Genomic DNA, 25,734 nt, shown 5'->3' on the forward strand with positions numbered 1-25,734 from the left:
ATTTCTGATGAAGTTACACAACAACACCATACGAGGCGTGCATGATGCCTTAGAAGCCATTTTTGAACGGGGACAATTTGCCGATAAGGTCATCGAGCGAACCCTCAAGTCCAATCCAAAATGGGGAGCAAGGGACAGAGCATTTATAGCTGAAACTACCTACGAGATGGTGCGTTGGTGGCGCCTAGTAAATTACCTCAGTCCTTCTTCCAATTATTGGGATCTTTTTGGGACTTATTGGTTGATGCAAGGCCATGAGCTTCCTTCTTGGGAGGAATTTTCTAAGCTAAATCCAGCCAAAATCAAGGAAAAGTATGAGCAACTGCAGGATCCGGGTATTTTGGAATCTGTGCCAGAATGGCTTTATGAATTAGGAAAAAAGGAACTGGGGGAGACCTGGGATACTGAGTTGCACAGTCTCAACCAAGAAGCAGAAGTTGTCATCCGTGTGAATACCCTAAAGACTACTCGGGAGCGGCTGAAGAATCAATTGCTGGAAGAAGGAATCCGAACCTACCATGTGAAAGGTTATCCTGATGCTTTGATTTTGGAAGAAAGACAAAATATTTTCCGTTCTGCAGCATTCAAGTCTGGGCTATTTGAGGTGCAAGATGCATCCTCCCAACTGGTAGCTGCATCCCTTGCGGTGGAGCCTGGTATGCGGGTGATTGATGCTTGTGCAGGTGCAGGCGGAAAGACCTTGCATTTGGCAGCTTTGATGGAAAATAAGGGGAAAATCATCTCCATGGACTTGGAGGAATGGAAACTTCAGCAGACCAAACTCAGAGCGAGACGAAATGGAATTGACATCATCGAACGAAAGGTGATCGAAGGATCGAAGACTATCAAAAGGCTGAAAGATTCTGCGGATCGATTGCTTTTGGATGTCCCCTGCTCGGGTCTTGGAGTACTTCGTCGCAATCCGGATACCAAGTGGAAACTCAGTCCAGAGTCCATAGCAAAAGTGCAAGAGGCACAGCAAGAAATCTTACAATCCTATCCTAGCATGCTAAAAAAGGGTGGACAGCTAGTCTATGCCACCTGCAGTATTCTCCCTTCAGAAAATGAACAGCAAGTCAAGAAGTTTCTGGCATCAGAGGCAGGAAAAGACTTTGAATTACTGGAAGAGCAGAAGGTCTTTTCCCATCAGAGTGGATTCGATGGATTTTACATTGCGAGGATGATCAGGAAATAACTCAACATGGATTTTTTACCGATTTTTGGTAATTTTAATGAAAGGTTTTCCTATGAGTAAAAATACATCTATATCGTTAGGAGATTATTTTGACCGTTTTGTAACTACTCAATTGGAGTCAGGACGGTATAAAAATGCAAGTGAAGTCATACGGGCAGGGCTTCGTCTCTTAGAAAATCAAGAGACCCAGGCTCTGGCTTTAAAAAATGCAATTGAGGAGGGCTTAAATAGCCCAAGAGTAAATGAGTTTGATTTTGATCAGCATCTAATCAAGCTCAAGTCCCAAAAGAAGGAAAATGGATAATCTTGTTTTTCGGCAAGAAGCCATAGATGATCTTTCGGAAATATGGGAATATACTTTTTACAATTGGTCCGAAACGCAAGCGGATAAATACTATGAAATGCTAAAACTTGCCTGTCAAGAAATCGCTTCAAATAGTCAGTTAGGGAAAGATTACAGTGATATTTTACAAGGGTTGAAGGGTTATCGAATTGGGAAGCATATTATTTTTTATCACAAGTCAAACCCGTTTGAAATTGAAATTATCAGAATTTTGCATCAGCAGATGGATCTAAAAACAAGGTTAAAGGAATAATTCTTTGAAATTAACTGGAGTTTAGAAATTCCTTGCCTATTTAGAAATTTTCACTCCGCACAGATCGAAAGCATAGGAAAATTATGAACCCGTACTAGATTTTCGGTTAGACTTGGATTGAAAAACTTGCTAAAGCCTGACTTGTCGGTCTTAGCTAATGCTAAAATATCCGGTTGATTTCGCTCCGCATAGTATAAGATTCCATTCTCAGGATTTTCTGCATTGATGAGAATTTGGCGGATGGATGTGTCTCCATCGCATAGTTCTTGAAAGAGTTCATCGGATCGCTCCTGCTCATAGAAATCGTAAGGCGTATTAACAAAAATGACATCCAGTTCTGCTCCAAGCATATTGGCCAAGCTTTTTAGTTTCTGAAATACAGGTCTTTGACTTGGCTCAAGAGTGGAGAGAAAGGCAATCCGTTTGATTTCCATTCGGGCAGGCTCTTCTTTCACGATTAGCGTAGGGATTTTGATGTTCCGAAGAATCTTTTGGGCTGTCGAGCCTAAGAAGAAAGGTTTTTTAGATCCTCTTCCCTCGGAACCCATGATCACAAAGTCTGGAGAGGCTTGATTGACATGTTCGAAAACCGTCTCCGAGCCATAGCTATAGATCAGAGTAGAAAAAGCATCTAAGCCACCTTGCTCAAACTCATGTACTAAGCCTGAAAGCTTGTTTTTGGCAGAAGAGATGTCTTGCAAGGTTTGAGGATAAAACTTTTCCTTGTCTTTATCCAATCTCACCCAGTCTACGGGAGTGCTGAGAATATGCATGACTTCTACGGATGCTTTGAGTTTGGAAGCAAGCTGCTTAGCATAGTAAGCCGCATAGCCTGCGACCTCCGAGAAATCGGTCATCAACAAAACTTTAGATCCTGTCTTCATGGTTGTGATCCTTTTGGTGTAATACCAAATTACAAAAACTTCCCCCAATTTAGATTGAAAAATAGTGTCTCAAGAGCTGATATTTATCAGCTAGTCAGGAGTTTAATGGTAGGATTAGCATGTGTGAATAAAAAAGACCAGTTTGATAAAAACTGGTCTTTTCTGATTTGGATGCTTTAATTAATTATTTCGCAATCAAACCATCCTTGATCAATTGATTGATGATGGTTGTGGAGAAAGATCTTGAAAAGGTCTCGATAGAGCTTGGGTTGGTAGTTTCAGACTGGGAAGACCAAACTAGCTCTTCGGTAGCTGCATCATAAAGATTGGCCTCTAGGTAATATTTTTTGTCAGTAGTGTAATACCCTGGATCATACATGACGGGATTGTAATAATTATAGTAACCCCAGAATCTGCCATAATACCCATATCCCATCGGAGAATACATGGTTGAGCCTGGAACGTATCGCGTTTCATTGGTTTGGTCCAAAACTGCCACCGTAAGAATTGCATCGGTACCTAGTTCTCGGATTTTTCTTAGAACCTCCTCTTTATCAACTCCATCGGATTTGAATCCAGGAGGAAGAATATCAAAACTGCTTTCAGCATTTACTCCTTCTTCCATTAATAGATTATCCAGGTCAGTTTCGACCATTTGTCTGGCAAGTATGTTATCTGTCAGAGCCGTGACAAAAAGGTTGCTATATCCTTCAGCTGGTGTGCTTGGACCAGTCCAAGAACCTAGGATTTTTACACTGGGAGAGCAGGAAAGCATCAAAGCCACCAAGGATAGGCTAAGGATTGATAAGTTTTTCTTCATTTCTATTTTATTTTAAGCTGTTCAATTTACTAAAAATGCCCGATTAAATTTTCCATCTTTAAATTTGATCGGAGCTCCCATGAGAATACCAGCTGGGGTAATTATTTATCGATTTTAAGGAATAATAGGTCCACTGCACTCTGAATGGTACTTGGGATATTTTTTTGCTTTTTAGGAAGTGCCCGATCTATGGTGCCTACCCAAACGGCCTCATTGTCCGATACATCTACCAAGTGCATGGTCAGTGATCCCTCTGTATAGGTATTTACGGGTACTTCTGTCCTTGTCCAAGTATAGCTTCGTTGCCCAGTGTACATAAATGGATCAGTTGCCAAACTTGTCTCGCGGGTCTGAATTTGTTCTTGCACGCTGATACCCAAATTCACTTTTAGATCGGGGTTATTTGCATCTCGTTTCAAGCCCCTCTCTTCCATTTTTTTGGTTATGGCATCTTGAAGGAAGGCTATGTTCTCTTCATAGTATTCTCCACGCTCCTCAGGACCTTTGAGCTCATAGAAGTCAAAAGATTTATACTCTTGCAGATTGAAGTCATCATATATCCCTTTGGGAACATTCACGTATTTTTTACCAGAGCAAGAAGCAAGTATTCCTGCGATAGCAATCAGTAAGACAAATGAATTTCTCATAGCTGTTGAGGTTGATAAGTTAATATTTATTCAAAAAGCTACTTTTCATTGAGGCTAGCTTAATCATTAGATTTTATTTGTCTTAGCGAAGAAAGACAATTCCAAAGTTGATCCCAAGGTTAGATTGTCCGGCTAGATTATTACTCTCGAAGGAGTTGTAATATTTTGCCCCGATCTTGAATCCTACCTGAGGGGATGGTTCAAAGATCAATCCCACTTCAGGACGAATAGCAAATTGCCAATGGGTATCTTGTGATGTGAAAATTCCCATGTCAATTCGTCTATCATGAGCGATTGTACCTATTCCCAATCCTGCATAAGGCTTGACTTTACCTTCTACCACAGGGAAATAAGAACCTGTCACTAAGATAGGATATGCATATTGGTAGCGGTATTGAACACCAGAAAGGGAAGCGGTACCTTCGGTATAAACTTTATTCTCTTCTCTTTTATAAAGTGTCAGGTGGCCTACTTCACCACCCACGGCTATTTCTCTAGTGATAAATCGTTGGTACTCGATATTGATGCCTCTTAGGGCTGATTGATCAATGAAGTCTGAGGTATTGCCCAAGGGAATGGTCACAGGTACTTCAATAGTGAATGCAGATGTCTGGGCCTTAGCAACGCCTAAGCCCAAGAAAAGAAATAGAAAACTGCTGTAAATGATCCTTTTCATGGTTATTTGGCTAGGTAAGGTGATTGATTAAAAGCTTGATTGATGCCATTGGTGATTCTAGTGGCAATCTGATCTCTACTTCCTTCTAAAAGACCATTCATAATTCCAGACCAAACCACGGGGATTTTATCTGAAGCACTGATTCCGCTTGGCTGAGTCATCTGTAGAAAAACAGTACCGGTGCGTACTCTAGAAACTTGTGGAGGGAAGTAGCCAGGATAGTACCAGCCCCAGCCAAAGCCCCATCCCGGATAGTACCAGTTCCAATACCACCAATCATAGTAAAAAAATACCTGATCGGTTTGAAGAGCTGATGGTAATATTATCAAGTCAGGGTTTGCACTCTTATCGACTTCCCTGTAGCCCAAAGCATTCATATTGGATCGGATGGAAGCAATGATAGTTGCCGAATAAACCGGATCTATAAATTCTGGCTCGAAACCTTCTTCTCCATCAATCTCATCACCGGTTATTTTGATGACTTTGTCAGGTACTGAATAGGTGCTCTGGGAAGTAAAATTAAAATCCTCAGAGTAATTGGTGTAAACGATGTCTAGCTCATCAACATACTCTGCTCCCTCTGGAATACAGGCAGTATAAATGACCGCTAGAAGTAATCCTAGAAGGATTCCTTTGTAACTTTTTCTCATATTAATCTATTAGGCGTGTTTAGTTTTCGTCAATAAATGGTAACTCTTGTTGCATGGCATTTCGGATGGTATTGTGGATATACACATCGATTTGCAGAAATTTAGCAGCATCCTTGGCAGAAGTGGCTTTTTTGAATTTCTTGAAATAGGTTTTATGTAGCTTGCTCAGAGCAAGGTCGTTATTCAAGGTTCTTGTAGCCAAAGAATTGGCTTCATCTTCTCCGATGGAATCGAGACTTTCTAGATAATCATTGATAATAAGAAGTCTTTCCCGGGCGAGAAGCTGTCTTTCGGCTTCGTACTGTTGATAGACAGACCAAAAACTATTGGCAACGGACTCTGGTAGATCCATGTAGGCTTCCACCAACTGTTTTTTACCCATCCCAAATTCTGCCTGTATCAAGGTGATTTCATCGTCAATGGATTGGGCTTTGAGTGAAAAAAGAATGGAAGTCAGAAAAAAGGAGGCTAAGAATAGTTTTTTCATAGTAAGTTAGTTTTCATGGGTTTTCAAAAGTAGGGACTCAGTTCTTTAATTGATTTTATTTTTCCGCAGGTTTGTGAATATTCATTGAAAATAAACTTTTATCATGTAAAACCCTTATCCTAAGTATTAAAATGACTCATTAATGTTTAAGTAAAATCCTGAATTGCCTTCTCTCCCAAAGCCATAATCAATGGTGATCGTGGTTCGGTTTTTTTCATTGATCATTACCCGGAGACCAAGTCCATATCCAAGATTGACTTGATTCAGCAGCTTTTCTTGATTGAATTCATTTCCAAATGAGTTGGCGTTTAGGAATAAGGTGCCTCCAAAAGTTTCCTTGTTCTTTTGTAGCGGAAATCGGTATTCTACCTCTGAATAAAGCATGGATTCTCCCCGAAATCTTCCTTGAGCATAACCTCTTCCGGTACGGCCAAACATATCCCAAGTCAGTGCAGGAAGGTTCATGTAAGGTAGCTTTCCGCTGACCAAAAAGTTGCCAAAGGCCCAAAATCCAATGAGGTGCCTTTTTCGCCTTTCACTCAGGTTAAAATAGTGCCTGTAGTCCAGCAGAAGGGTGGAAGAACTTTGATCAGATCCTAGGAACGTAGGATTGACTTTATAAGAAATCAAGGCAAAGTTTCGCTCATAAGGAGAGACTGGAACGTCTCGGTTTTCGTAAACTGCATTGAGTGTGAGACCTGATAAGGCGTAGGATTCTGTATCAAAACCATTGGAAAGGTTGTATGCATTATGCGTGAAAACTTCCTCCGGAGCTGAAATTGGTTCATCAAGGAAGTTTTCGATTCTGGAGTGAATGTCAAGGTGGTAGCCAATTCCTAAATAGAAATTACTGTCCGAGATTCGCTTCAGGACTGTCTCATAAAAACGTAGCAATCGAAAATTCATCTGCTGCTCCCCCCACAAAACACCCGGTGGTTCACGGAAATATGGATCCTGACTGGGTTCATTGGGAGAGCTACTTCCCAGCCCAAAGGTTGGCTGAGAGGTAATAACATAACGCCAATCCCCAACTAATATCCAGTCGTTTTCATTCAAGAAGATATTGCTTCTCACACTAAAAATCCATTGCTTCTTGGTGGTATAAAGGATGTTCCCTACCAAATTTGACAACTTGGTCGTCTGGGGATCTCCCATGTACCAAGTGGCAGAAGGAGCCAAGCCAAACATCCAGCCATTTGCAGGATTGGATCCGATGGCTGGTAGTGGTACAAATTTGAATTGGTTGATTTTATTGGGAGTATATTGGACTGGTTCTTGCCCAAATCCCGATCTGCAGAAAAAGAGAAGACAAAACCAAGCGAGGAGTGTGTATTTCATAAGGAAAGATAGAGTTTTTGAAGAAAACTCTCGCTTCGTCGGATGATCTTTGAGCGATAGCACAGGCATAAAAATAGGCCTTTACATAAAAGCAAAGGCCTTTAATCATAGGATAAGCAATTATTTCTGAGGAATTCGGAATACCAACCCTCCGTCAAATCCAAACTGATACATGCTGGAATATGTACTTAATCCTCCTCCCACTCCACCAGTTCCAAAATATAATCCGCCACCAATCGCCTGAGTAGCTGAAAATAAAGAAGCTTGGATTCTCAATGCCACATTTTCGGCCAACCAGAAATTGGAACCGCCTCTGATTTGCCAAGAGAATTTTGTGGAAGAGTTCGAATTTCCATTGTCAGGATTGTCTACTCCAAAGATTCCTAAGCCAATTCCTGCGCCGGCGAAGGGCTCAACAGTTTCATTGATCGGGAAGTATCGGGTACCATTAAGCATGATCCAATTGATTGCCAAATCAAAATTGGTGGATTGAAGTTCCCCATTCAAAAAGCCTCCATCCTGATAAATGGTCGGCGCATTGGTGTCTTGTCGAAGGTATTGAAGTTCGATTGCACCTTTTTGTGGAATATGGTACTCCAATCCCGCTCCCCATCGAAACCCATCTTGGATGGTTCCATCAAAGAAAGATGAGTTGGAGAAGTAAGAGTCCACGCGGTCTTTAAACACATAGCCGCCGTAGGTGTTAAGTCGGACTTCCTGTGCATAACTCCCGAATACAATGAATAGGAGTGCGAAAAGAGTTGTGATTTTTTTCATGATAAGTAAAGATGTCTGAGTCTCTGTTTTAATTTTTTATTCTTCCTTTTCCCAAAGCAGTTTGTTGAATGCGATGCCAAAGGTCCAAGCATTGTAGACATCCTGCTTGGTTTCGTAGGCCAGATTTAATGCAATTTCAAACTTTTCGGTGATTTCAAAGCTATATTCTGATCCAAACCGGAAAAAGGATAGATTTTCGTTCTTTTCGAATTCATAACCCGGTCCGGCATAAAAGGACCAATGCCTTTTTGCATGATAATGAAGCACAAAAGCTCCAGAAAATGGATAGCTTCGCTCCAAAAGTACTTCCTCTTTTTCGACTTCGAAGGACTGAACCTTCATATCAGCCTGAAAAGCTACCGACCATTTGGGATGGAAATAATAGTCTATATCTAGGCCCCAAGTAGGAATAATTGCGACCCTTTTATCACCTTCAAATGCATTGGGGACGTGGGAATTTGCCATCATGATCGCTCCCCGAATTTTTGGGATATGAGATTTTTCCCGCTCTGGTTCCTCAGTTTCTTGAGCTATTGAAGCAAAAGAAATCAGACCACTAAGAATCAAAAAAAAGCTAACCTTAAAAGTCATATCAATCCGGATAAATGGATTTCCAATCTTCAGCCATATCCACGATAACCCAACCTAGGCCAGGACCATTGTTCAGTCCCATTTTGAGATTTCCAATGGCCGAAAGGCTATCATAAGCATATTCCCGCTCGGAATCAGTGTGGTGGATGAGGATACCTAGCCTGGGGCCAGTTGAGTTGGTGGTGTATTCCAGCATTTGATAGTCCCCGTCTGAATTGCCTACCGCAATAGTAGGGCGAATACCCAAATGCTGGTGAATGGCTACGGGTTTTCCTTCCTTGTCGTCGATGAAGTTCAATTCTGGGATTTTAATGACCTGTTTTTCACCATCTTTTTCTTCATACTTGGCTTTAAGCGAAGAGCCCACCACTTGATAGGGAGGGATATCGTAGGCTTCTTCTGCCCAAACCCGGATAAAATCAATTCCTCCCCCTGAGACGATAAAAGTTTTGTATCCATTTGCTCTTAGAAATTCTAAGAGCTCCAGCATGGGCTGGTAGACCATCTCATTGTAGGCTTTTCCGGTATCGGGATGGCGAGTAGTCTCCAGCCAGGATTTGACTGATTGAGCAAATTCATCCTCCGACATTCCCGCGTGAGAAACCATTACCAATTCAAATATAGCTTGATGCCCTCCGGCTAAAGCCCCACTAAGGTCGTCATTCAAAATGGCCTGAATAGCTTCGCTGGAAGACCATTCGGGATGATTAGCCGCATTTTTTTTGATGAAATCCACGGCATATAGCAGCTGATAGTACATGGGCTGCTCCCCCCATAGGGTGCCATCATTATCAAAAACGGCGACACGGTCCTTTTCCGGAACGAAGTTGGAACTCCCTTCGGAAGCTGTGCTACGGATAAAATCTTCGATTTTTGACCTTGCTTCTCCATCATTCCAAGATTCTAAATAGGTAATATCTGTAGTTTCGGTCTCAGTATTTCCACTTGTATTTTCTGAAAACTGACAGGAGTAAATGATTATAGCGAGTAAGGAAGGCGCAATTATAGAAAAGGTATTCTTTTTCATAGTAGGATGGGAAAAAAAAGAGCTATGGTTTGGTGACCATAGCTCATTGATTAATTATTGGTTTTGGCCTTTCACCATGTCTTCGATTTGTTTTTCGACCTTGCCAAGACTCCAGTCACCAGCAGTCTGGCTTGGAGGATAGTCTTTGAAGGTAGAAAGGAAATTAAATGCATAGCCTTGGATTGAAATCAAAATGTAGGCTCGATCAATATACCAGTCATAGTAGGTATTTGATCCATAGAGCGCTTTTTCAAAAGGATCTCTTCTTAGATTTATCAGATAAGGCGCTCTTAATTCTACAAAAGGTTCGAGCCAAATCTGAAGCTGATCAGCTCTGTTTTCCAAAAACATCGCTTTCCAATCATCGTATCTAAGTGCAGCGATCGAGCCAGCATCATTCACATATACAAAGCCTTTTCTCGGTGATTCCTTCGCTTTACCAGTTAAATAGTCTAATTGGTTGACTCCGTCGATGTAGTTTTTATAGGTCCTTCCATTCAAAGTGACCCCATTCATAATTTTAGATTTTATGTTAGGATCACCTGCTACTGCTGCAAATGTTGGGAGCCAGTCCTCATGTGATACAATGCCATTGTAAGTCACTCCTGCTGGGATTTTTCCAGGCCATCTTACAAATGCAGGCACTCTGAAAGCACCTTCCCAGCTGGAGTTCTTCTCTCCATGGAAGGGAGTAGTTCCAGCATCAGGCCAGGTATTGTAATGAGGGCCGTTGTCTGTTGAGTAAAAAACAATGGTATTGTCTGCTATTCCCAATTCATCCAGAAGAGCCAATAGCTCACCAACATGGCGGTCATGCTCTACCATACCGTCGCTATATTCATCTTGACCTGAGATTCCTCGGTTTTCCTCTTTTACGTGCGTACGGAAGTGCATCCTAGTTGCATTCCACCAGGTGAAAAAGGGCTTTCCATCTGCCACTTGCTTTTTGATATGCTCTTTTGCAGCAGCAAGGGTTTCCTCGTCGATCGTTTCCATTCTCTTTTTGGTGAGTGGTCCCGTATCTTCAATTCTTTGACCACCTTTACCATCTGCCCAACTATGAATTACTCCTCTGGGGCCATAGCGGTCCTCAAACTTAGTACCGTCTGCTAAAATTAATCCCGTTGGATAATCCTCATTTTCAGGCTCTTCTTCTGCATTCAAGTGATAAAGGTTCCCAAAGAACTCATCAAATCCATGATTGGTAGGTAGATGTTCATCCCGATCTCCTTGATGGTTTTTACCAAATTGGCCAGTTGCATAACCGAGGCTTTTCATGACAGTTGCAATCGTCACATCAGACTCTTGCCATCCTTCTTTTGCCCCTGGCATACCAACTTTAGTCATTCCTGTTCTTACAGGGACATTCCCTCCCAAAAAGGCTGCTCTTCCAGCGGTACAGGATTGCTGTCCATAATAATCCGTAAATCCGGCTCCTTCTTTGGCAATTCTGTCAATATTGGGAGTCATGTATCCCATCATTCCACGGTTGTTGTGGCTGATGTTCCAAGTACCGATGTCATCTCCCCAGATGACCAAAATGTTTGGTTTTTCCTGTGCCCAGCCAATAAAGCTGAAAAGGAAAGCACCCATAAAAAGACTAAGTTTCTTCATATGCGAAATAAAATTTGATTTAAATAATTATGTAAGGTAGTTTTTTAAATGATTCAAAAGTGATCGAAGCTTTCAATAAGGTTCTGAAATTCAGTCAATCACTGTGAAGAATTACTGAATATTTACAAAATCAATTTCATTTTAGATAAAAACCTTCCTTTTAGAATTCATCCAATTGGACCTTGGAAGTCTATTCGGATCTTGCAGCCATTAGGTGATTTCATGAATTCTGGTAGCTAAAACACTTGGATTCATTTATTAAAAAATCGATACAAATTAAGAGCAAATGCTTTGGGTATTATTGATGAGATAAAAATCCTTATGATTATCCGGAGTGGTTCCAGTAAGCTCATTTTCCTTGCTAAATGCCCGATAATGAATTCTGCATGAATAGATCATTTTTGCAGAGTTTAGCCATTCAATTACGCCACTAAAAAGATACCGGATCTATATAAAAATCTAATTTCCAATTTGGTAGGACTCTAGCCTTTAGCATTTAATTGGAACTTATCATGGTTTTTTCTTTGAGATATTCGCTAGGAGTTTTACCATTGATCTTTTTGAAGGATGAAATGAAGGTAGTTCGATTGGAAAAGCCACACTTTGAAGCCAAACCGTCAAGTGTAAGCAGATTGTGTTCTCCTTTTTCTACGAGCCTGTTAAATTCTTCAATGCGGAATTTATTGATCCACTGATTGAAGTTTGTATCATAACATAGATTGATAGCAGGGGAGATTTTATATACCGGGATATTCAATTCATTGCTCAAGTCATTAATGGTTATTCCTTGCTTTAAGTATAGCTTTTGCGATTGGACCAGGTCAGTCAATTGCTTACATAGCTGTTCCAATTCCTCCGATTGTGAATATCCGACTGGCTTTGCTGGTGAGATTTCCTTTTTTTTGACCTCTTCCTGAACGCTTCCAGACCAATAAAAACCGTAAAGAAGCCGAGGGTTAAAGACTAAGAAAATCCCTGCACCAATCAAGGCAGTGGATACCGTAAGTGTCTGTACCTCAATAGTAAACCCGCCCCATCGATCGATAAACCTAAAAAATCCCGGTAAAATGGCAAAGCAGAGGATGGAGGTGATAAATACCAAAAAATTGAAAATGTATCGGTTCAGGTGAGATTCTTCCCTGTTTAGTTGGTTTTTGTTTTTCCATAAAAGATTAAAGACCAAAACGAGGAAGATCAACAACCATACTTGCCGAAAGAAAAAATGAAATTCATCGGGAAAAAAAATCCCTTCTTTGAATAGAAAATGATTGTAGTTCAGTTGTTGGCTCTGGATCATTTCCACTTTTTCAGAAGCGGAACTGATATAGTAGGGAAAATAGTCTACTATATAACCTATAGAAGGAATTGCAAAAAGCCATCTCCACCTTTCTACTTTTTCTTCTCGGTAAATAATTTTCTTTACAAAAAGAAAAAAAAGTGGAGCGATCAAGTAGGCTGATATATTTCCTGTCCTCGAAATATGAGGAAAATCTAACATCAACTCACTCCGGTATAATTCCGAAGTCAAAAGTGCGTGAGTCAAGCAAAACAATGAAAAGCCAAGTATTAAATTACCGTTTCTTTTTGCACCTGGGTAAAAAATCAATATGATTGACACAAGAAAACCTATAATTATTCCTGTCCAATTGTATAACTCCATAAAAGTAGGCGTAATTCGAATTCACTTTAAATATACTATTTAACCTTAAAAAATGAAGGATTTGGGAAATCTATCAATCTTTATTCAAGGTAGGATAAAGTCGATGTAGCCTTTGGAAAATAAAGTTACTGAGAGAATAAAAACACCACTACTGCTCTCCATCCCCAATCTGCTTTTCCACCATCAGGAGCTGCTAAGTTTAATCTTGGACCTACTGCAAACTGCACCTTTTGAGAGCCAAGGGAGGTGACACCACTTACGGTTGGGTTCAACCAAACGGTCGTCTGATTGGATTTCCAATTTTGAGTCCATTCAAGATTTCCACCTAGCCCCGCACCAGATTTCCAGTTGTACACTAGGAATGGTTGAACAAACATCTGACTGACATTCGGTCTTTCAGCACTTCCTGCAACAGACCATATTTGGTTGATTAGTCCTCCGACAGTCCAACCATTGCTTTGCTTTAATGCTACGGCCGTGGGCCCCATTCCAAATTTCTTGGCAGTCAGGAAGTCATTGGTACCCACGGGAAGTAGCAAGGCTGGCCCAACTCCCCAAGTAATTTTTTCAGAGTTTTTTGGGGAGAAAAAAGCTGACATCACTGCGTCTCCCAAACCTAACTCCTTTTGTCCTTCTCCAGTGATATTGTACTGAGTAATGACAGGAAGTACTACTCGGGTAATCATATTTAGATTTTCACTGATGGAAATCGGGACTACCGGTTGTATGTTAAGCGTGTTTCTTGTACCGTTAAATGCTCCAATTCCATAATCCGTATTATTCTGAAAAGGAACCGATATCAGAGAAGCGATTGGATTTGCGAGTTTTTTTGCTAATTCTGCTGCATCGTCTTGAGCTAAGGCCACAAAGGAAGAAACCAAGAATAGGAAAAGAAGGCAAGTTGATTTTCTCATGAGAATAGGATTAGCTATTATTTAAAGGAAATTATCATAAAATTGAAATCAACTGAAGGTATATTGATCCTTTTCAATCTACCTGATTAAAGCTAGTTTTTCTTTAAAAAGTCAAACCAAGTAAAATATTCTTAAGCTTTTTTACACTGATCCTGATTTTCTGTGTCTTTCTTGGTAAGATTTACCAAATCAAAACAGCTGCAGGTAATTTTGGAGGTTAAGTTTTTCATCAGCCCTCTATTTTTATTGTTTACAAAAACTTCTTCTTTTTGCTTACTGCGTATCGAAGAGCTTTTTGATTAACTTACAGTATTCTGCTTTAGTGTAAACTATGATTCTATGAAAAAAGCTTTATTTTTCTCCCTGATCGCTTTCTGTTGTTTTTTCCGTACCCAAGCACAGGAGGTTTTTCATGACTCCACGGCCTTACTGATTTTGGACAAGGTTGGAGCTTATTTTGGGGAAGTGAATTCCTTGAAATTTAATACCAAAACTTCTCAGGATGTAGGCTTCCGTGATGATTTTTTCATCAAGGAGTTTCGCTCCGGTGAGTTTATCATACAGGGGCCAAATCAACTTTCAGCCAAAGTAATTGCCCAAGGTAAACCCCAATATTACTTCTACAATGGCAGTCAGATCGTATACTACTCCCTAGAGGATAAGATCTTTGTAGCATCCGAGGCTCCGGACAATACCTTGGATATGCTGGAAAGTCTGTACACGGATTTTGGAATTCAGCTGGTGGCCGCGGATTTTTTGTATCCGGATTTTGCCTTTCACATGACTGAGACCATGGACTACATCGAATACCTTGGGGAAGCAGAGGTTCATGGTCAAAAGTGCTTCCATATAGGTGCGGCAAATGCTGAGATGACTTTTCAAATTTGGGTCTCACAAGACCTGGAAGCCAGACCAGCCAAAATAGTGGTGACTTATCTGGGCGAACCTTATGCCCATCAAGTGGAGGTAACCTTCGAAAATTGGGAGATTAACGAGACTTACCCTGATTCAATTTTTGAATTTCTCCCCCCACCCAACTCAAAACAAATCACTTGGACCAAAAAAGACTAGGCTATGCATACTTTTAAGACAATTATCAAATACTCCTTCTTCCTGTCTTTACTGATTTTATTTTCTTTGCCTGAATTAAGTCATGCCCAGCGATTTGCAGGTAGGAGTGGTGGTGGGGCGCGTCCTGCTGTTTCAAGACCGGCTTCCCGTCCGGCTACAAAGCCTGCTGCCAGACCTGCTACTCAGAATAGAAGCCGAAATACCAATACTAATCTCAGTCGCCCTGCACAGTCTTCAAGTGGAAACAGGGGAGGAGCTATCAATGGTGGCTCCAATCGAGTTACTAAGTCGCCGAAAGTAGAAAATAAAGTTAGCTCCATCAAAAATACCGGAAACACCAATAGCGGAAACCGGCTAAACAATGTAAACACAGGCGATCGGGGATCTAACAACCGAGTGAATATTGATAAAAGCCGCGGTGACGTCAATATCAATATTGACAATAGCCGAAACACCATTGTCCGGAATAATCGAAATGTAGCGTATCGACCACCTTATCGTCCCTACGTCAGACCACCCTACATCTGGGGAGGATTCGGGTTTTCTTGGTATAGACCCTATTACTATCATCCGTTTACACCTTTCTATTGGGGGCCGGCCTGGCATCCATGGGGCTTTTTTGTGGCAACCCTTGCTGTGACCGCTATTGTGGTGAGTGTGGATAACCAAGACTACCACTACGATGAGGGGGTTTTTTATGTGGAAGCAGATGATGGCTATGTGGTAGTAGAGGCTCCTCAAGGAGCTACTGTGAAGGTCATTCCCAAGGAATCCGAGGTAGTGGAAGTAAGCCCTACGGTGAACAATTATTACTACGGTGGTACCTTCTATGAGCAAAATGACGGAACCTACACGGTAGTTCCTCCTCCAGCAGGTTCAGTCGTATCCAACCTTCCTGAGGGTGCCGAGGAAGTAAAGGTAGGGGAGCAGACCTTTGTGAAATTTGGAGATACCTACTACATGCCCGTAGAAGTGGATGGAAAAAATATGTATGAAATTGTGCAGGTGGAGGAGGAGTCCTAGGTTTTATTCATGGGTTGAAGGCAAGGGAGCTTAGGGTTTTGGAGGGAATGGGCTAAAGCCAAATTTCTATTCAAAAGAGGCATTTAAAATGCTGCCCAATGCCAAAGCATTTTCGGTGAAAGCTAGAATCGGTGAAGATCTTAGACCCAAATTCAATTTGGATTAGTACATGCCGTGCCTTCAGGACAACATGGCAAATCGGAAAGGTTGAACTTGTGGGAAAAATGATTTAAGTTTGTTTTTGCACTTGAGAAAAAACAAATAGCATCTCCGAAGCGATCTGCATGGACCGCTCATCGTATTTTTCCGCCTCTAATTCGGTATTATCAAAGGCCTTGGGATCTTCATAACGCACCGGAATGCGCTGCTCTGTGCCAGGGATAAAGGGGCAGTTTTCATCGGCATGATCACAGGTCATTACTGCAGCAAAATGTAGGGCATCATTGGCGGGATCATTAAAAACCTTGGAAAAAGCGGTGATTGGATCACTTTCGTCAGAGTAAAAAACAGAATAAATCGGATTGCTTCCGTTTTCCTTGTATGAGATTCGAAACCCGCTCCTTTTGAGTGAACTGACCGCCCGCTCATTGAATGCGGTGACTTCGACACCTCCGGAATAGCAATTGGCCAGAATGCCATGGAGATCGGCAGCTGTTTGTGCCCAAATCTGGGAAAACTGACTCCGTCGGGAGTTATGGGTGCAGATAAAATTCAGGTTCACATTCTGACCTTGATCGAGTTTGGATTGAATGTAGCTGATCAAAACTTCCAAAACGGCTTTGCGCTCAGCAGAAATGGGAAGTTTCTGAGCCTTTTGGATGAATTCGATTAGGGAAGGATAAAGGGAAATTTTTTGCATATAGAAAGCGGATTGGCACAAGTAAAAAAAGACCTTCCAGGTTTTGAAACCTGAAAGGTCTGAACATCTGATTTAGCAGCAGCCTGATCCCGGAGCGCAGGAAGAAGCCTGCAATTGCTCCAAACTAAGCTTTGGTTTTTTGTTTTTTTCTCCAGGTTTTTCAGCATATACCGTGATGCTGAAAATTCCCGTTTGCTTGCATAAAAACTGCTGAATTTCCTCCTGAGAAAGATACTTTTCTAGGATATCATCGGGCAGGGTGATGGTCTTTTCTTTTTGGATTTGGATAGATTGGAATCCAGCCTGCTGTATGAAGGACAAGTAGTCGGATTTTTGAATTGCTCCCGCCACACATCCTGCATACATCTCTGCATCCTGTCTGAGTGCCTCTGGCAAATCTCCTATCAACACGATATCTGAGATACTGAAGTGACCTCCGGGCTTCAAAACCCGGAAAATTTCACCGATGACTTTTTCTTTATTAGGAACCAAATTGAGCACACAGTTGCTGACAACCACATCGGCCACATTGTCATTTACCGGCATCTGATCGATGTCTCCTTCCCGAAACTCCACATTGTGATATCCAAGCTTTTCCGCATTGGCTCTTGCCTTTTTGATCATCGCAGGGGTAAAATCAATCCCGATTATCTTGCCTTCAGGGCCGGTTTCGTGTCTTGCCACAAAGCAATCGTTGCCCGCTCCTGATCCCAAATCAATGACCACGTCTCCTTGTTGGATTTTGGCAAATTGGGTAGGAAGTCCGCAGCCCAATCCCAAGTCGGCATCTTCAAGATAGCCCTCGGTACCTGAGTAGTCGTCCATCATGATGTTATACACTTTGGTGGAAGGTGAGGTAGCTCCACAACAGGAGGCGGCGTTTTCTGCTTTTCCCTGTTCGGCGATTTTTCCATAGCGCTCCCGCACTACTTCTTTTAGTTTTTGTTCTTGATCCATGTTTTGCTTGTGAAAATGAATGTCTTTTTTGTCAATAATCAGGTACAGGATGGGGTCGTACAATTAGAATAAGATTCAAAAAAGGAGTGGAAGAGGTTTCGGAGCATGGTCCAATTTTCCGGATGAATGCAATAATTAACTCGAGTACCTTCTATGCTGCCCTGAATGAGACCCGCTTCTTTGAGTTCTCGAAGGTGTTGCGAGATCGTCGCCTGTGCTAAGCCGATTTCCATCACTAAATCCCCATTGATACAGGAATTGGTTTTGATCAAGTGTTGAAGGATGGCTATTCTGGCAGGATGGGCAATAGCTTTAGCCATTTGGGCAATTTTATTTTGTTCCTCGGTGAACAGATGCGTTTGAGTGACTCCCATTTAAATATTATTTCATTGCAATATTACGATAAATAAATTAAACGAGAAGAATTCTAAGATTTTTTATCCGTGCCAGTACGGATACAAATTCAGGGTCTACGGGGATTTTAGAGCTTTTTAAAAAAATCGAATTTTAAATTCCTAAACATTAAAAAATTATGAAAAGCTTATTACTCATTTTCCTCCTGCTCTTTGTGGAGACAGTTCCCGGCACCATTCTCGATGAAAAAGACTTGAAAGTAACCAGTTACAATAAAAAGAAACAATATCAAAAATCACCCAAAAAAGTGTTTATAAGAAGCTATAAAGCGCTTTTTGAGGTTTTTGAGGAGGCTTCGGCAAAGACTTCTGGCTCTAAAAAAGAGCGTGCAAACCGGACCACTTTCACCTCTGGAACTTCTACTCGAATGGGAGTTCAGATATCCGGAGTGGATGTAGCTGATTTTCAAAAAATCATTGATCAGTCGTATCAGGATTTTGTCAATCAACTGACTAGTCAGGGATTTGAAATCATGACAGCAGCTGAGGCCAGCCAAAGCGACTATTTCGAAGGTTGGACGCTAATGAAAGGTGGAGCTTCTTCGGATGACCAAGCGGCAGGATTTGTCATGGTTACCCCTACCGGATTTGAGTATTTAGTGAAAGGTGTCGCCAAAAGTGGACGTGAAAAAGGCACTTTTTTGGATATGGGACCAAAAATTTCAAAAGAGCTTGGCGATGTCTATGTAGCTGATGTCAATTTTATCTTTCCATTTGTGACCTTGGATGCGGATGCCTCTATGTGGACAAATACCTCCTCTGTCAAGGCGAAAATCGGGTATCGAATCGAACCGATTATGAACACTTCACAGGAAAATCAGCAGACTTCATTGACTGGCTTTGCCAAAGGTTTTGGATCTATGGGTTCTTCTGAAGTAATCAGTTCCCAAGTACGCTTTCTCTCCGGAAATGATATTGGCAATAATCCATTCTTCGACGCTAAAGTGGAGTTGAAGAAAGCGGTGTATTTCGAAGATGTTTTTGAAGATAAAAAAATCAAGGAAGTGACTCAGGCACAATCTGATATGTTTTCTAAAACGGGATATAGTCAGCTAGTGATGGTATCGGGTGATCAAAGTACAGTCGCTTCCCATTTTGCCGAATGTGACTCAGAGCGCTACGTTAGTTCTGCTTCAGGTGCGATGAAAGATATGGTAGATGCGGGGATTTCAAATTTTGTGGAAATGACAAAAGATTAAGCCATTCCGCCCACCAAATTATTTTCCAAGGCAAATTTCAAAAGACCAACCAGCGTGTTGGTCTTTGTTTTTTGGTAGATATTTTTTCGGTGGGTTTCCACCGTTCGCTCAGATATGAAAAGTTTTTCGCCGATTTCCTTATTGGAAAACTCATCAAAAATCAATGTTAAGACCTCCTTTTCCCGATCTGTAAGAATCCGCTCGTCTTCTGGAAACCGCATTCGCTGAATAAGAATTTTCTGAATCTCAGCACTGAAATACATTCCGCCATCGGCTACTTCCCTCAAGGCTTTTAATAGTTCTTCATGTGCCGCTTTTTTCAGTACATAGCCTTCTGCCCCTGTGGCTAAAGCCTCCTTGACCCGATAGGGCTCCTCATGCATACTGAGAAAAATCAATTTGGTGCCTGGGTATTTTGATTTCACTTTTTTGGCCAAGGCGATCCCCCCAATTTCGGGGATGGAAATATCTGAAATTATCAGGTCAGGGATCTCGTTATTTATCCGTTCCAAAGCTTCCTCTACGGTAAAGGCAGTATCAACTTGACTTATTTCCGGCTGACTTTCGATCAAAAACTTCAAACCGTCTAGTAAAATCCGATGATCATCAACGAGAAGAATTTTCATTCAAGAATGGGGTTTAATTGGCTCGGTGGACATACGGAAAGGTAACCAAAAGCTCAGTTCCTTGCTGCCCTTCTTGCGTGAAAAGCTCCAATCTTCCATTGAGCAATTCGGCACGGGTGGTGATATTTTTCCAGCCATTTCGCTTGCTGTGCTGAAAAACATTCGGATCAAAGCCCTTTCCATCATCCAGAATCTGGAGTTTGGCGATACCCTGATTTTGTGACAAAATAAGCATGATATGACTTGCCTCGGCATATTTGAGGACATTGTTGATCCACTCCTGACAGATTCGGAAAAGGTTGATCTCAACCAATTCATCCATGCGGTCCGGGAGGTCTTGGGACTCGATTTCCAGTTTTACTTTTTCTCCGGCATTGATGCGGTGAGCGAGGTCTTCCAGGGCCGAAATTAACCCAAATCGGATCAAGGTAGCAGGCATCAGATCATAGACCACATTACTGATTTCCTTGGACATCTCATCCAAAACGGAATCGGTACGGCTGACCAGTTCGGTTTTAAGCTCTTCTTTGGCTTGATTGTTTTTGAGCTGGGACACGTACATCCTAAGTGCTGAAATATACTGCCCAAATCCATCATGAAGATCCTGAGCCATACGTCTTCGCTCCTGCTCTTGGGATTCTAGAGAAGCTTGGATAAATGCTTCTTTGACTTTCAGTTCCCGATCTTTCACAAGCAACTCTTGCTTTCGCCTATTTCGGTTCTGATAGAAAATAAAAATAGCGATTAGAAGTACCAACAATAGTCCTAAGGCTGCAAACGCAAAGTAGTTTCGCTGTAGCGTCGCATTTTTTTCCTGAAGTTCCGCATTTTGTAAAGCAATTTGGCTTTCCTTTTTTTCCAGATCATACTGCACCTGTAAGTCTGTCAGTAATTGTGCGTTTTCTTCGCTGAAGACTTGCTTACTTAGCTCCTGATATTCGTCTAAGTAGGCATTGCCTTTTTCAAAGTCACCCTTTCTAAAAAAAATCTTTGCTAAGGCGTTTTTTAGGGTCAGGGAGTAGTTGACCAATTCTGGATTATTCTCCAAAACTTTCAGTCCTCGTTCGGCAAACTGCAAGGCCTTTTCACTTTGACCCAAATCAACATGTGCTGTCGCCGCGTTGCTGACGATGCTCAGTTCCATTTTGGGATCAGGAGTAAAGCCGTCCGAGTCATCCAAGGCTATAGTTAGCATCAAAAGTCCCTTTTCATAGTTTTTTTGTCCTATGTAAAGAGCTCCCAGATTGTCGTGCACTCGATGATAAAGCACCTTGTTTCCTGCGATTTTGGCATTTTCAATGGCTTGTCGGTAATATCGTTCGGCCCGCTGCTCTTCTCCCATCAGCCTGTAGCAAATACCCAGATTTGCAGATGAAATCGCAATTCCGTTGGAATCCTTTAATCGCTTCCTGATTTCTAAAGCTTCCAAATGATACTTGATAGCTTGGTCGTAAAGTTCTAGCTCCTGATTGGCAAGCCCAAGATTTGAAATACTGCTCACAAAATTAGCTTCGAGGGCGTTGGGATCACTACGGCCTATTTCCAGTGATTTGGAAAAGTAATCAATGGCTGCTTTGTAGTCCGAAGAGTTGAGCCGATTCATTCCCAGATTATTGAATGAACGCTGTTCCAAAGCTTTCCAGCCTTGTTTTTGGCTTTCTTCGAGTATTTGGGAAAAAATAATCAACGAACTGTCTGTTTGCTGATGAACATCGTAGTAGATACCGAGATTTTGAAGGATTTCGAAGTAAATGCGGGATTTGCCTACTTCCTTTTCAGCAGTTTTCAGGACTTCTTGAATCTTGGATTTGGCTTCTTCTCCATCACTGAAAATCATGGAAAAGGTATGCTGCTGAATGGCTCGATAGCGAATAGAATCAGGGAGATTCTGATTTTGAAAAACTTGTTCTAAGCTATCAGCACTTGATTGCTGCTTGCCTAAAGCCAGGGATGTGCCTACCAAAAAAATAAAGAGGAAAGAAATGCTGTGGAGTTTTTTCAATGGAGGGATTTTAATCTCACAAAGTAACTCCACTGACTATTTAATCAAATTTTTTTTATAGATATGGTTCATTTTTTTCTCCAAATAATCATGTCGTAGAATCTCATAGAAATTAGTGTAGAGCCTTCATTTCTGTGAATTGAAAGACGAACCCTTCCCCTTCCAAACTATAAAAATACCCACTAGCACGGATATCAAAATGCCCAATTCATTGTATTTCTCTGGATGATTTTTACGGGCAACTTGCAAATAAAAATCCACTATGAAACTAAGATCTTTACTACTTGGCCTCTTGGCCTTCGTTTTTTTTGCATGCCCGGATAAGGATGATGAGATTCCTCAGGGTTCTCTGAATGTAGAGGCTACCATCGACGGGGAAGCCTGGAGAGGTGCCGGAAATAGCCGAATTACCAATGTGGCAGGTTTCACTGTCTTGGCTATTGGAGCTGGAGCGACGGATCGCTCTAATTTGGCTTTTACGCTGGATGCAGAGCGAACTGGGAATTTTGATTTGACAGGAACTGCACTTTGGACTACATCCAATCAAGTGGTGCATAGCGCAACCTCCGGAACTCTTACGATCACAAATATTGATGGGGACAAAGTTTCGGGAACTTTTTCTTTTAAGGCGACTCCGATGACTGGAAGTGGGCCCGAGGTGAATATTACCAACGGGAAGTTTACGGATGTAAATATTATGCGCTGATCAATTTTTAAGTGAAACTGAAATTCACAAAAATCCAAACCCTATAGAGTTAAATGGACGACTTTTAGCTTTTGTTTGGGACTTTTTTGATAAAGGGGAGGCAAGGGTGTGCCTCCCTTTTTTTAGATCAGGTTCTCCTTTTCTAGTTTCAATTTGATCCGTTCATGCTGCTCCCAGAATCTAGTCTCAATTTTCTGCATCGCGCTCTGGAATCTCGGTCGATTCTTTATCGGTTCAAATACCGGTTCATCTTTCAGATACAAAAACCAAAATTGATTGGTGTTGTCCGCTGCAAAAGCATCTAAGTACTCTAGAGTCCTTTCCCAATCCTCCTCTATCGCGTACTTGGTGGCCAAAGCTATATTGCGGTAAATGGATTGATCTAATTCAGCAAATTCTTGGTACTCTTCAAAAAGTCGATTGGCCTCCTTTACTTTTCCATTCTGCTCATAGACCAGTGAGATTTTAGAATTTTCTAATTCATAAATAGAAAGACCATTGGTCTCTCGAGCTTCCACAAAAATGGTGTAATAGAAATCTGCACTGTCGTACTTCCTGTCTAGGTAGAAAAACTTTCCAATATCCTGAAGAATATCCAGTCGGCTTGGATCTCTTTCCCATAACTTAATCAAGCGCTGACGCATCTTTTTATTGTCCTTTTCTTTGGCAAAGAGGATGTATGACCTCAGGTGCGGGGCATAATAATTTGTCGAATCAAAAGCTAAAGATCGATCGATAAATTCCTTGGCTTCATCTACAAAACCTGCCGTAACCAGGGCATTTGCCAACTGAAGGTAGCTGTAACTTTGAGAAGTGGAGTCTCCACTTTCTACCTGAATCTGTACTGCCTTTAAGGCATATTCCAGGTATTTTTCTGTATCTGGCTCCAGCCTAAAATAGAAATCTGCTAGCATTTGTATGGCTAAGGCCGAATTTGGGTTGTATTCGAGTGCCTTTTCCAAATAAGGTCTTGCAAGGGCAAATTCTTCGCTTTGGATATAATAAAAGGCCTTAGCCGTCAGGCTTTCGGCCGATTTTGAATCGAACAAGAGCGCCTTGTCGGCGTAAGAATTTATTTTCTCGGTATACTGCTTTTCAGCGCGAAACATCTCCAATAAGTAGTAGGAGATAGCAATATGTGCGTAAGCCAAAGAAAACTCTGGGTCCTGCTCGATTGCCTTTTTGAAAAGGGCAATCCCTTTCAGAAGGCCTTCGTCAGTCCGGGAATGGTAAGGTTCCAAAGCCTGGAGGTAATAGTCGTAAGCGAGAAGGTTATCCGTCGGTCGCTTTTCGATTTGTTCAAGTTCAGTCGGAGTGACGAATACCTTGATCGCATCTGTGATTTGGGTCGCAATTTCATCTTGAATGGAAAAAATGTCTGCCAATTGACGATTGTACTGCTCCGCCCAAACTTGCCGCTCTGTCTCTGCATCGATCAACTGGATGCTGAGTAAGACTTGCTCCCCGACCTTTTGCCCGCTGCCTGAGACAAAATAGCTTACCCCAAGCTCTGAAGCCATTTCAGGAATGCTTTTGTTGGTATTTCGGTACTTTTCTACGGACGAGCGACTGATCACCCGGAGGTTTTTGATTTTCTGAAGATTGTTCAGGGTAGACTCCATCAGACCATTCACAAAGTAGAGATTGCTGGAGTCGGCACTTTCATTTTTAAAGGGGAGTACCGCAATGGATTTCTCTTCCATGGAAAACGGAGACTCCGTTTTGGGCCAAAAGAAATAGCCGAATGCTACAACTAGTAAAACTGCCAAAAGTCCAAAAATCCAAGTTTTCGAAAGCCTATCTTGGTTTAGTTGTGTGATAGGGTTATCTTCTTTTTGAGGTATTTCTATTTTTTGTTTTCCTACTTCGCCGGGAGGAAAACCATACTGTTCGCGAAAACACTTGATAAAATAAGACGCGCTACCAAAACCTACCTGATACGACACTTCCGAAACAGTCATGTTTCCTTCTTTGAGGAGATCCATGGCAATTTCCAAGCGGATTTTTCGGATGAAGATGCTTGCCGAAAGGCCGGTCCCTGCCTGTATTTTTCTCAATAGGTTGGATCGGCTCATGTTCATCGCCTCTGCGAGTTCGGATACACCAAATTGCTCATCGGAAGCTTTATCCACCACGATGGCAGTGGCCTGAGAAAGGAAGTCTTCGCTATGTTTTTGATCTTCTGCCATGCTAAAAATTCATTTTCAAGGTAGAGAAATTTACTCAAAGTGACAGCCACTTTTTCCGAAGATTCTCCTGCCAATCCAATGCTTTTGCGTCATAGTTTATAGCCTTGCGTCATAAATTTTATCCTTGAGCGATACTTTATGCTTTTGGCATCCTGCCTTTTACACCCACCTCTGAGGCTTGCCCCAACTTTGTAGCAAACAAAATTCAAAAAGTATTCAATCAAAAAACAACACTATGAAAGCTTTAAAAAACAACACGCTCAAAGTCATTGCTAGCCTTTTACTAGCAGTAATCCTTTTGCCCGCATGTAGTAATGCGCAAGACAAGGCTGGAAAAACTCAGCAAATTGAAGCGCCTAAACTTGACATTCATACGGCAGTGATGACCAATAATCTGGATGTGGTCAAGCAGCACATTGCTGCAGGTTCGGATATTAATGCAAAGGAATCTTTTAGTGGATCCACTCCTCTCATTACAGCAATCACATTTGACAAGCGGGAAATCGCTCAAAATCTAATTGAGGCCGGAGCGGACTTGACCATCGCCAACAATGACGGAACGACTCCACTGCATGCTGCGGCCTTTTTTGGTCGAGTAGAAATCGTGGAAATGCTGCTTGATGCGGATGCGGACAAGTCACTCCAAAATAATTTTGGGTTTACTCCTCGCGAGACGGTCATGGGACCATTTGCCGAAGTCAAGCCGATCTATGAAATGATGAAGCAGCAACTCGGGCCACTTGGTCTTGAATTGGACATGGAGCGACTGGAAAAGACTCGCTCCGTCATTGCGATGATGCTTCAATAATTCCC

The 25,734-nt window shown here is 41.7% G+C and carries 28 protein-coding genes; 8 read left to right on the forward strand and 20 right to left on the reverse strand.

The features are described 5' to 3' along the window. Positions 1-7 precede the first annotated feature (7 nt). Genes G457_RS0112425 through G457_RS0112435 form a run of 3 tightly spaced genes read left to right on the forward strand, consistent with a single transcriptional unit; the run spans position 8 to position 1,791 of the window. The gene (locus G457_RS0112425) at positions 8-1,195 is read left to right on the forward strand and encodes an RsmB/NOP family class I SAM-dependent RNA methyltransferase (RefSeq protein ID WP_026946778.1); all 1,188 of its coding nucleotides are present in this window, start codon (positions 8-10) and stop codon (positions 1,193-1,195) included. A gap of 52 nt (positions 1,196-1,247) precedes the next feature. Continuing rightward, complete coding sequence (locus G457_RS0112430; protein WP_026946779.1) at positions 1,248-1,499, forward strand: type II toxin-antitoxin system ParD family antitoxin; 252 nt, start codon at positions 1,248-1,250, stop codon at positions 1,497-1,499. Next, on the forward strand, positions 1,492-1,791 hold the full coding sequence (locus tag G457_RS0112435) for a type II toxin-antitoxin system RelE/ParE family toxin (protein ID WP_026946780.1): 300 nt from the start codon (positions 1,492-1,494) through the stop codon (positions 1,789-1,791). The genes G457_RS0112430 and G457_RS0112435 overlap by 8 nt, the downstream gene beginning before the upstream one ends. A 50-nt stretch (positions 1,792-1,841) precedes the next feature. Here G457_RS0112435 and G457_RS0112440 read toward each other — a convergent pair whose 3' ends face one another. The 14 genes from G457_RS0112440 to G457_RS0112505 all read right to left on the reverse strand — a co-directional run bounded on the left by G457_RS0112440 (position 1,842) and on the right by G457_RS0112505 (position 13,876). Continuing rightward, positions 1,842-2,675 carry a universal stress protein gene (locus G457_RS0112440; RefSeq protein WP_035483794.1) on the reverse strand — a complete coding sequence of 278 codons (834 nt, stop codon included), beginning with the start codon at positions 2,673-2,675 and terminating at the stop codon, positions 1,842-1,844. Positions 2,676-2,859: 184 nt separating this feature from the next. Next, positions 2,860-3,495, reverse strand: coding sequence for a hypothetical protein (locus tag G457_RS0112445; protein ID WP_026946782.1), 636 nt, complete (start codon positions 3,493-3,495; stop codon positions 2,860-2,862). 101 nt (positions 3,496-3,596) lie between these two features. Continuing rightward, positions 3,597-4,142, reverse strand: a complete 546-nt coding sequence (locus tag G457_RS21445; protein ID WP_051260817.1) for a DUF4136 domain-containing protein — start codon at positions 4,140-4,142, stop codon at positions 3,597-3,599. Positions 4,143-4,224: 82 nt separating this feature from the next. Beyond that, positions 4,225-4,818 (reverse strand): outer membrane beta-barrel protein, encoded by a 594-nt coding sequence (locus G457_RS0112455; RefSeq protein WP_026946783.1) that lies wholly within the window; start codon positions 4,816-4,818, stop codon positions 4,225-4,227. A 2-nt stretch (positions 4,819-4,820) separates the two neighbouring features. Next, the gene (locus G457_RS22270; RefSeq protein WP_051260818.1) at positions 4,821-5,468 is read right to left on the reverse strand and encodes a DUF4136 domain-containing protein; all 648 of its coding nucleotides are present in this window, start codon (positions 5,466-5,468) and stop codon (positions 4,821-4,823) included. Between the two features lie 19 nt (positions 5,469-5,487). After that, complete coding sequence (locus G457_RS0112465; protein WP_026946784.1) at positions 5,488-5,955, reverse strand: hypothetical protein; 468 nt, start codon at positions 5,953-5,955, stop codon at positions 5,488-5,490. 126 nt (positions 5,956-6,081) lie between these two features. Next, positions 6,082-7,293: a BamA/TamA family outer membrane protein gene (locus tag G457_RS0112470; RefSeq protein ID WP_026946785.1), complete on the reverse strand. Its 1,212-nt coding sequence runs from the start codon at positions 7,291-7,293 to the stop codon at positions 6,082-6,084. Positions 7,294-7,413: 120 nt separating this feature from the next. Continuing rightward, positions 7,414-8,070, reverse strand: a complete 657-nt coding sequence (locus tag G457_RS0112475; protein ID WP_026946786.1) for an outer membrane beta-barrel protein — start codon at positions 8,068-8,070, stop codon at positions 7,414-7,416. Between the two features lie 36 nt (positions 8,071-8,106). After that, a complete protein-coding gene (locus G457_RS0112480; RefSeq protein WP_026946787.1) occupies positions 8,107-8,661 on the reverse strand; it encodes a hypothetical protein in 555 nt (184 codons plus the stop codon). A 1-nt stretch (position 8,662) separates the two neighbouring features. After that, positions 8,663-9,688 carry an HAD family hydrolase gene (locus tag G457_RS21455; RefSeq protein ID WP_035483796.1) on the reverse strand — a complete coding sequence of 342 codons (1,026 nt, stop codon included), beginning with the start codon at positions 9,686-9,688 and terminating at the stop codon, positions 8,663-8,665. Between the two features lie 54 nt (positions 9,689-9,742). Then, positions 9,743-11,302, reverse strand: coding sequence for an arylsulfatase (locus G457_RS0112490; protein WP_026946788.1), 1,560 nt, complete (start codon positions 11,300-11,302; stop codon positions 9,743-9,745). Positions 11,303-11,578: 276 nt separating this feature from the next. Further along, positions 11,579-11,701, reverse strand: coding sequence for a hypothetical protein (locus G457_RS23100; protein WP_282705552.1), 123 nt, complete (start codon positions 11,699-11,701; stop codon positions 11,579-11,581). Positions 11,702-11,798: 97 nt separating this feature from the next. Next, the gene (locus G457_RS0112500) at positions 11,799-12,800 is read right to left on the reverse strand and encodes a helix-turn-helix domain-containing protein (protein ID WP_162142703.1); all 1,002 of its coding nucleotides are present in this window, start codon (positions 12,798-12,800) and stop codon (positions 11,799-11,801) included. Between the two features lie 287 nt (positions 12,801-13,087). Beyond that, positions 13,088-13,876, reverse strand: coding sequence for a hypothetical protein (locus G457_RS0112505; RefSeq protein ID WP_026946790.1), 789 nt, complete (start codon positions 13,874-13,876; stop codon positions 13,088-13,090). A 339-nt stretch (positions 13,877-14,215) separates the two neighbouring features. On the opposite strand from G457_RS0112505, the gene G457_RS0112515 reads away from it, so the two are divergent. Further along, positions 14,216-14,947 carry a DUF2092 domain-containing protein gene (locus tag G457_RS0112515; protein ID WP_026946791.1) on the forward strand — a complete coding sequence of 244 codons (732 nt, stop codon included), beginning with the start codon at positions 14,216-14,218 and terminating at the stop codon, positions 14,945-14,947. A 3-nt stretch (positions 14,948-14,950) separates the two neighbouring features. After that, the gene (locus G457_RS0112520) at positions 14,951-15,970 is read left to right on the forward strand and encodes a DUF6515 family protein (RefSeq protein ID WP_026946792.1); all 1,020 of its coding nucleotides are present in this window, start codon (positions 14,951-14,953) and stop codon (positions 15,968-15,970) included. A gap of 229 nt (positions 15,971-16,199) precedes the next feature. Here G457_RS0112520 and G457_RS0112525 read toward each other — a convergent pair whose 3' ends face one another. From G457_RS0112525 to G457_RS0112535, 3 genes are all read right to left on the reverse strand, one after another. Continuing rightward, a complete protein-coding gene (locus G457_RS0112525) occupies positions 16,200-16,829 on the reverse strand; it encodes a low molecular weight phosphatase family protein (protein WP_051260819.1) in 630 nt (209 codons plus the stop codon). A gap of 72 nt (positions 16,830-16,901) precedes the next feature. Next, positions 16,902-17,786, reverse strand: coding sequence for an arsenite methyltransferase (locus G457_RS0112530; RefSeq protein WP_026946794.1), 885 nt, complete (start codon positions 17,784-17,786; stop codon positions 16,902-16,904). A gap of 38 nt (positions 17,787-17,824) precedes the next feature. Beyond that, complete coding sequence (locus tag G457_RS0112535; protein WP_026946795.1) at positions 17,825-18,160, reverse strand: ArsR/SmtB family transcription factor; 336 nt, start codon at positions 18,158-18,160, stop codon at positions 17,825-17,827. Between the two features lie 158 nt (positions 18,161-18,318). On the opposite strand from G457_RS0112535, the gene G457_RS0112540 reads away from it, so the two are divergent. Further along, positions 18,319-19,398 (forward strand): hypothetical protein, encoded by a 1,080-nt coding sequence (locus G457_RS0112540; protein WP_026946796.1) that lies wholly within the window; start codon positions 18,319-18,321, stop codon positions 19,396-19,398. Here the strand turns inward: G457_RS0112540 and G457_RS21460 are convergent. Then, entirely contained in the window at positions 19,395-20,024 is a 630-nt protein-coding gene (locus tag G457_RS21460) for a response regulator (RefSeq protein ID WP_035483801.1), read from the reverse strand. The two genes, G457_RS0112540 and G457_RS21460, sit on opposite strands and share 4 nt — an antisense overlap. 13 nt (positions 20,025-20,037) lie before the next feature. After that, a complete protein-coding gene (locus G457_RS0112550) occupies positions 20,038-22,026 on the reverse strand; it encodes a tetratricopeptide repeat-containing sensor histidine kinase (RefSeq protein ID WP_026946797.1) in 1,989 nt (662 codons plus the stop codon). 262 nt (positions 22,027-22,288) lie between these two features. On the opposite strand from G457_RS0112550, the gene G457_RS0112555 reads away from it, so the two are divergent. After that, the gene (locus G457_RS0112555; protein WP_026946798.1) at positions 22,289-22,732 is read left to right on the forward strand and encodes a DUF6252 family protein; all 444 of its coding nucleotides are present in this window, start codon (positions 22,289-22,291) and stop codon (positions 22,730-22,732) included. Positions 22,733-22,854: 122 nt separating this feature from the next. Here G457_RS0112555 and G457_RS0112560 read toward each other — a convergent pair whose 3' ends face one another. Further along, positions 22,855-24,921: a helix-turn-helix domain-containing protein gene (locus G457_RS0112560; RefSeq protein ID WP_026946799.1), complete on the reverse strand. Its 2,067-nt coding sequence runs from the start codon at positions 24,919-24,921 to the stop codon at positions 22,855-22,857. Between the two features lie 235 nt (positions 24,922-25,156). Here G457_RS0112560 and G457_RS0112565 point away from each other — a divergent pair, with 235 nt between their 5' ends. After that, positions 25,157-25,729: an ankyrin repeat domain-containing protein gene (locus tag G457_RS0112565; protein WP_026946800.1), complete on the forward strand. Its 573-nt coding sequence runs from the start codon at positions 25,157-25,159 to the stop codon at positions 25,727-25,729. Positions 25,730-25,734 lie beyond the last annotated feature (5 nt).

The organism is Algoriphagus marincola DSM 16067, assembly GCF_000429405.1.
GTDB lineage: Bacteria > Bacteroidota > Bacteroidia > Cytophagales > Cyclobacteriaceae > Algoriphagus > Algoriphagus marincola.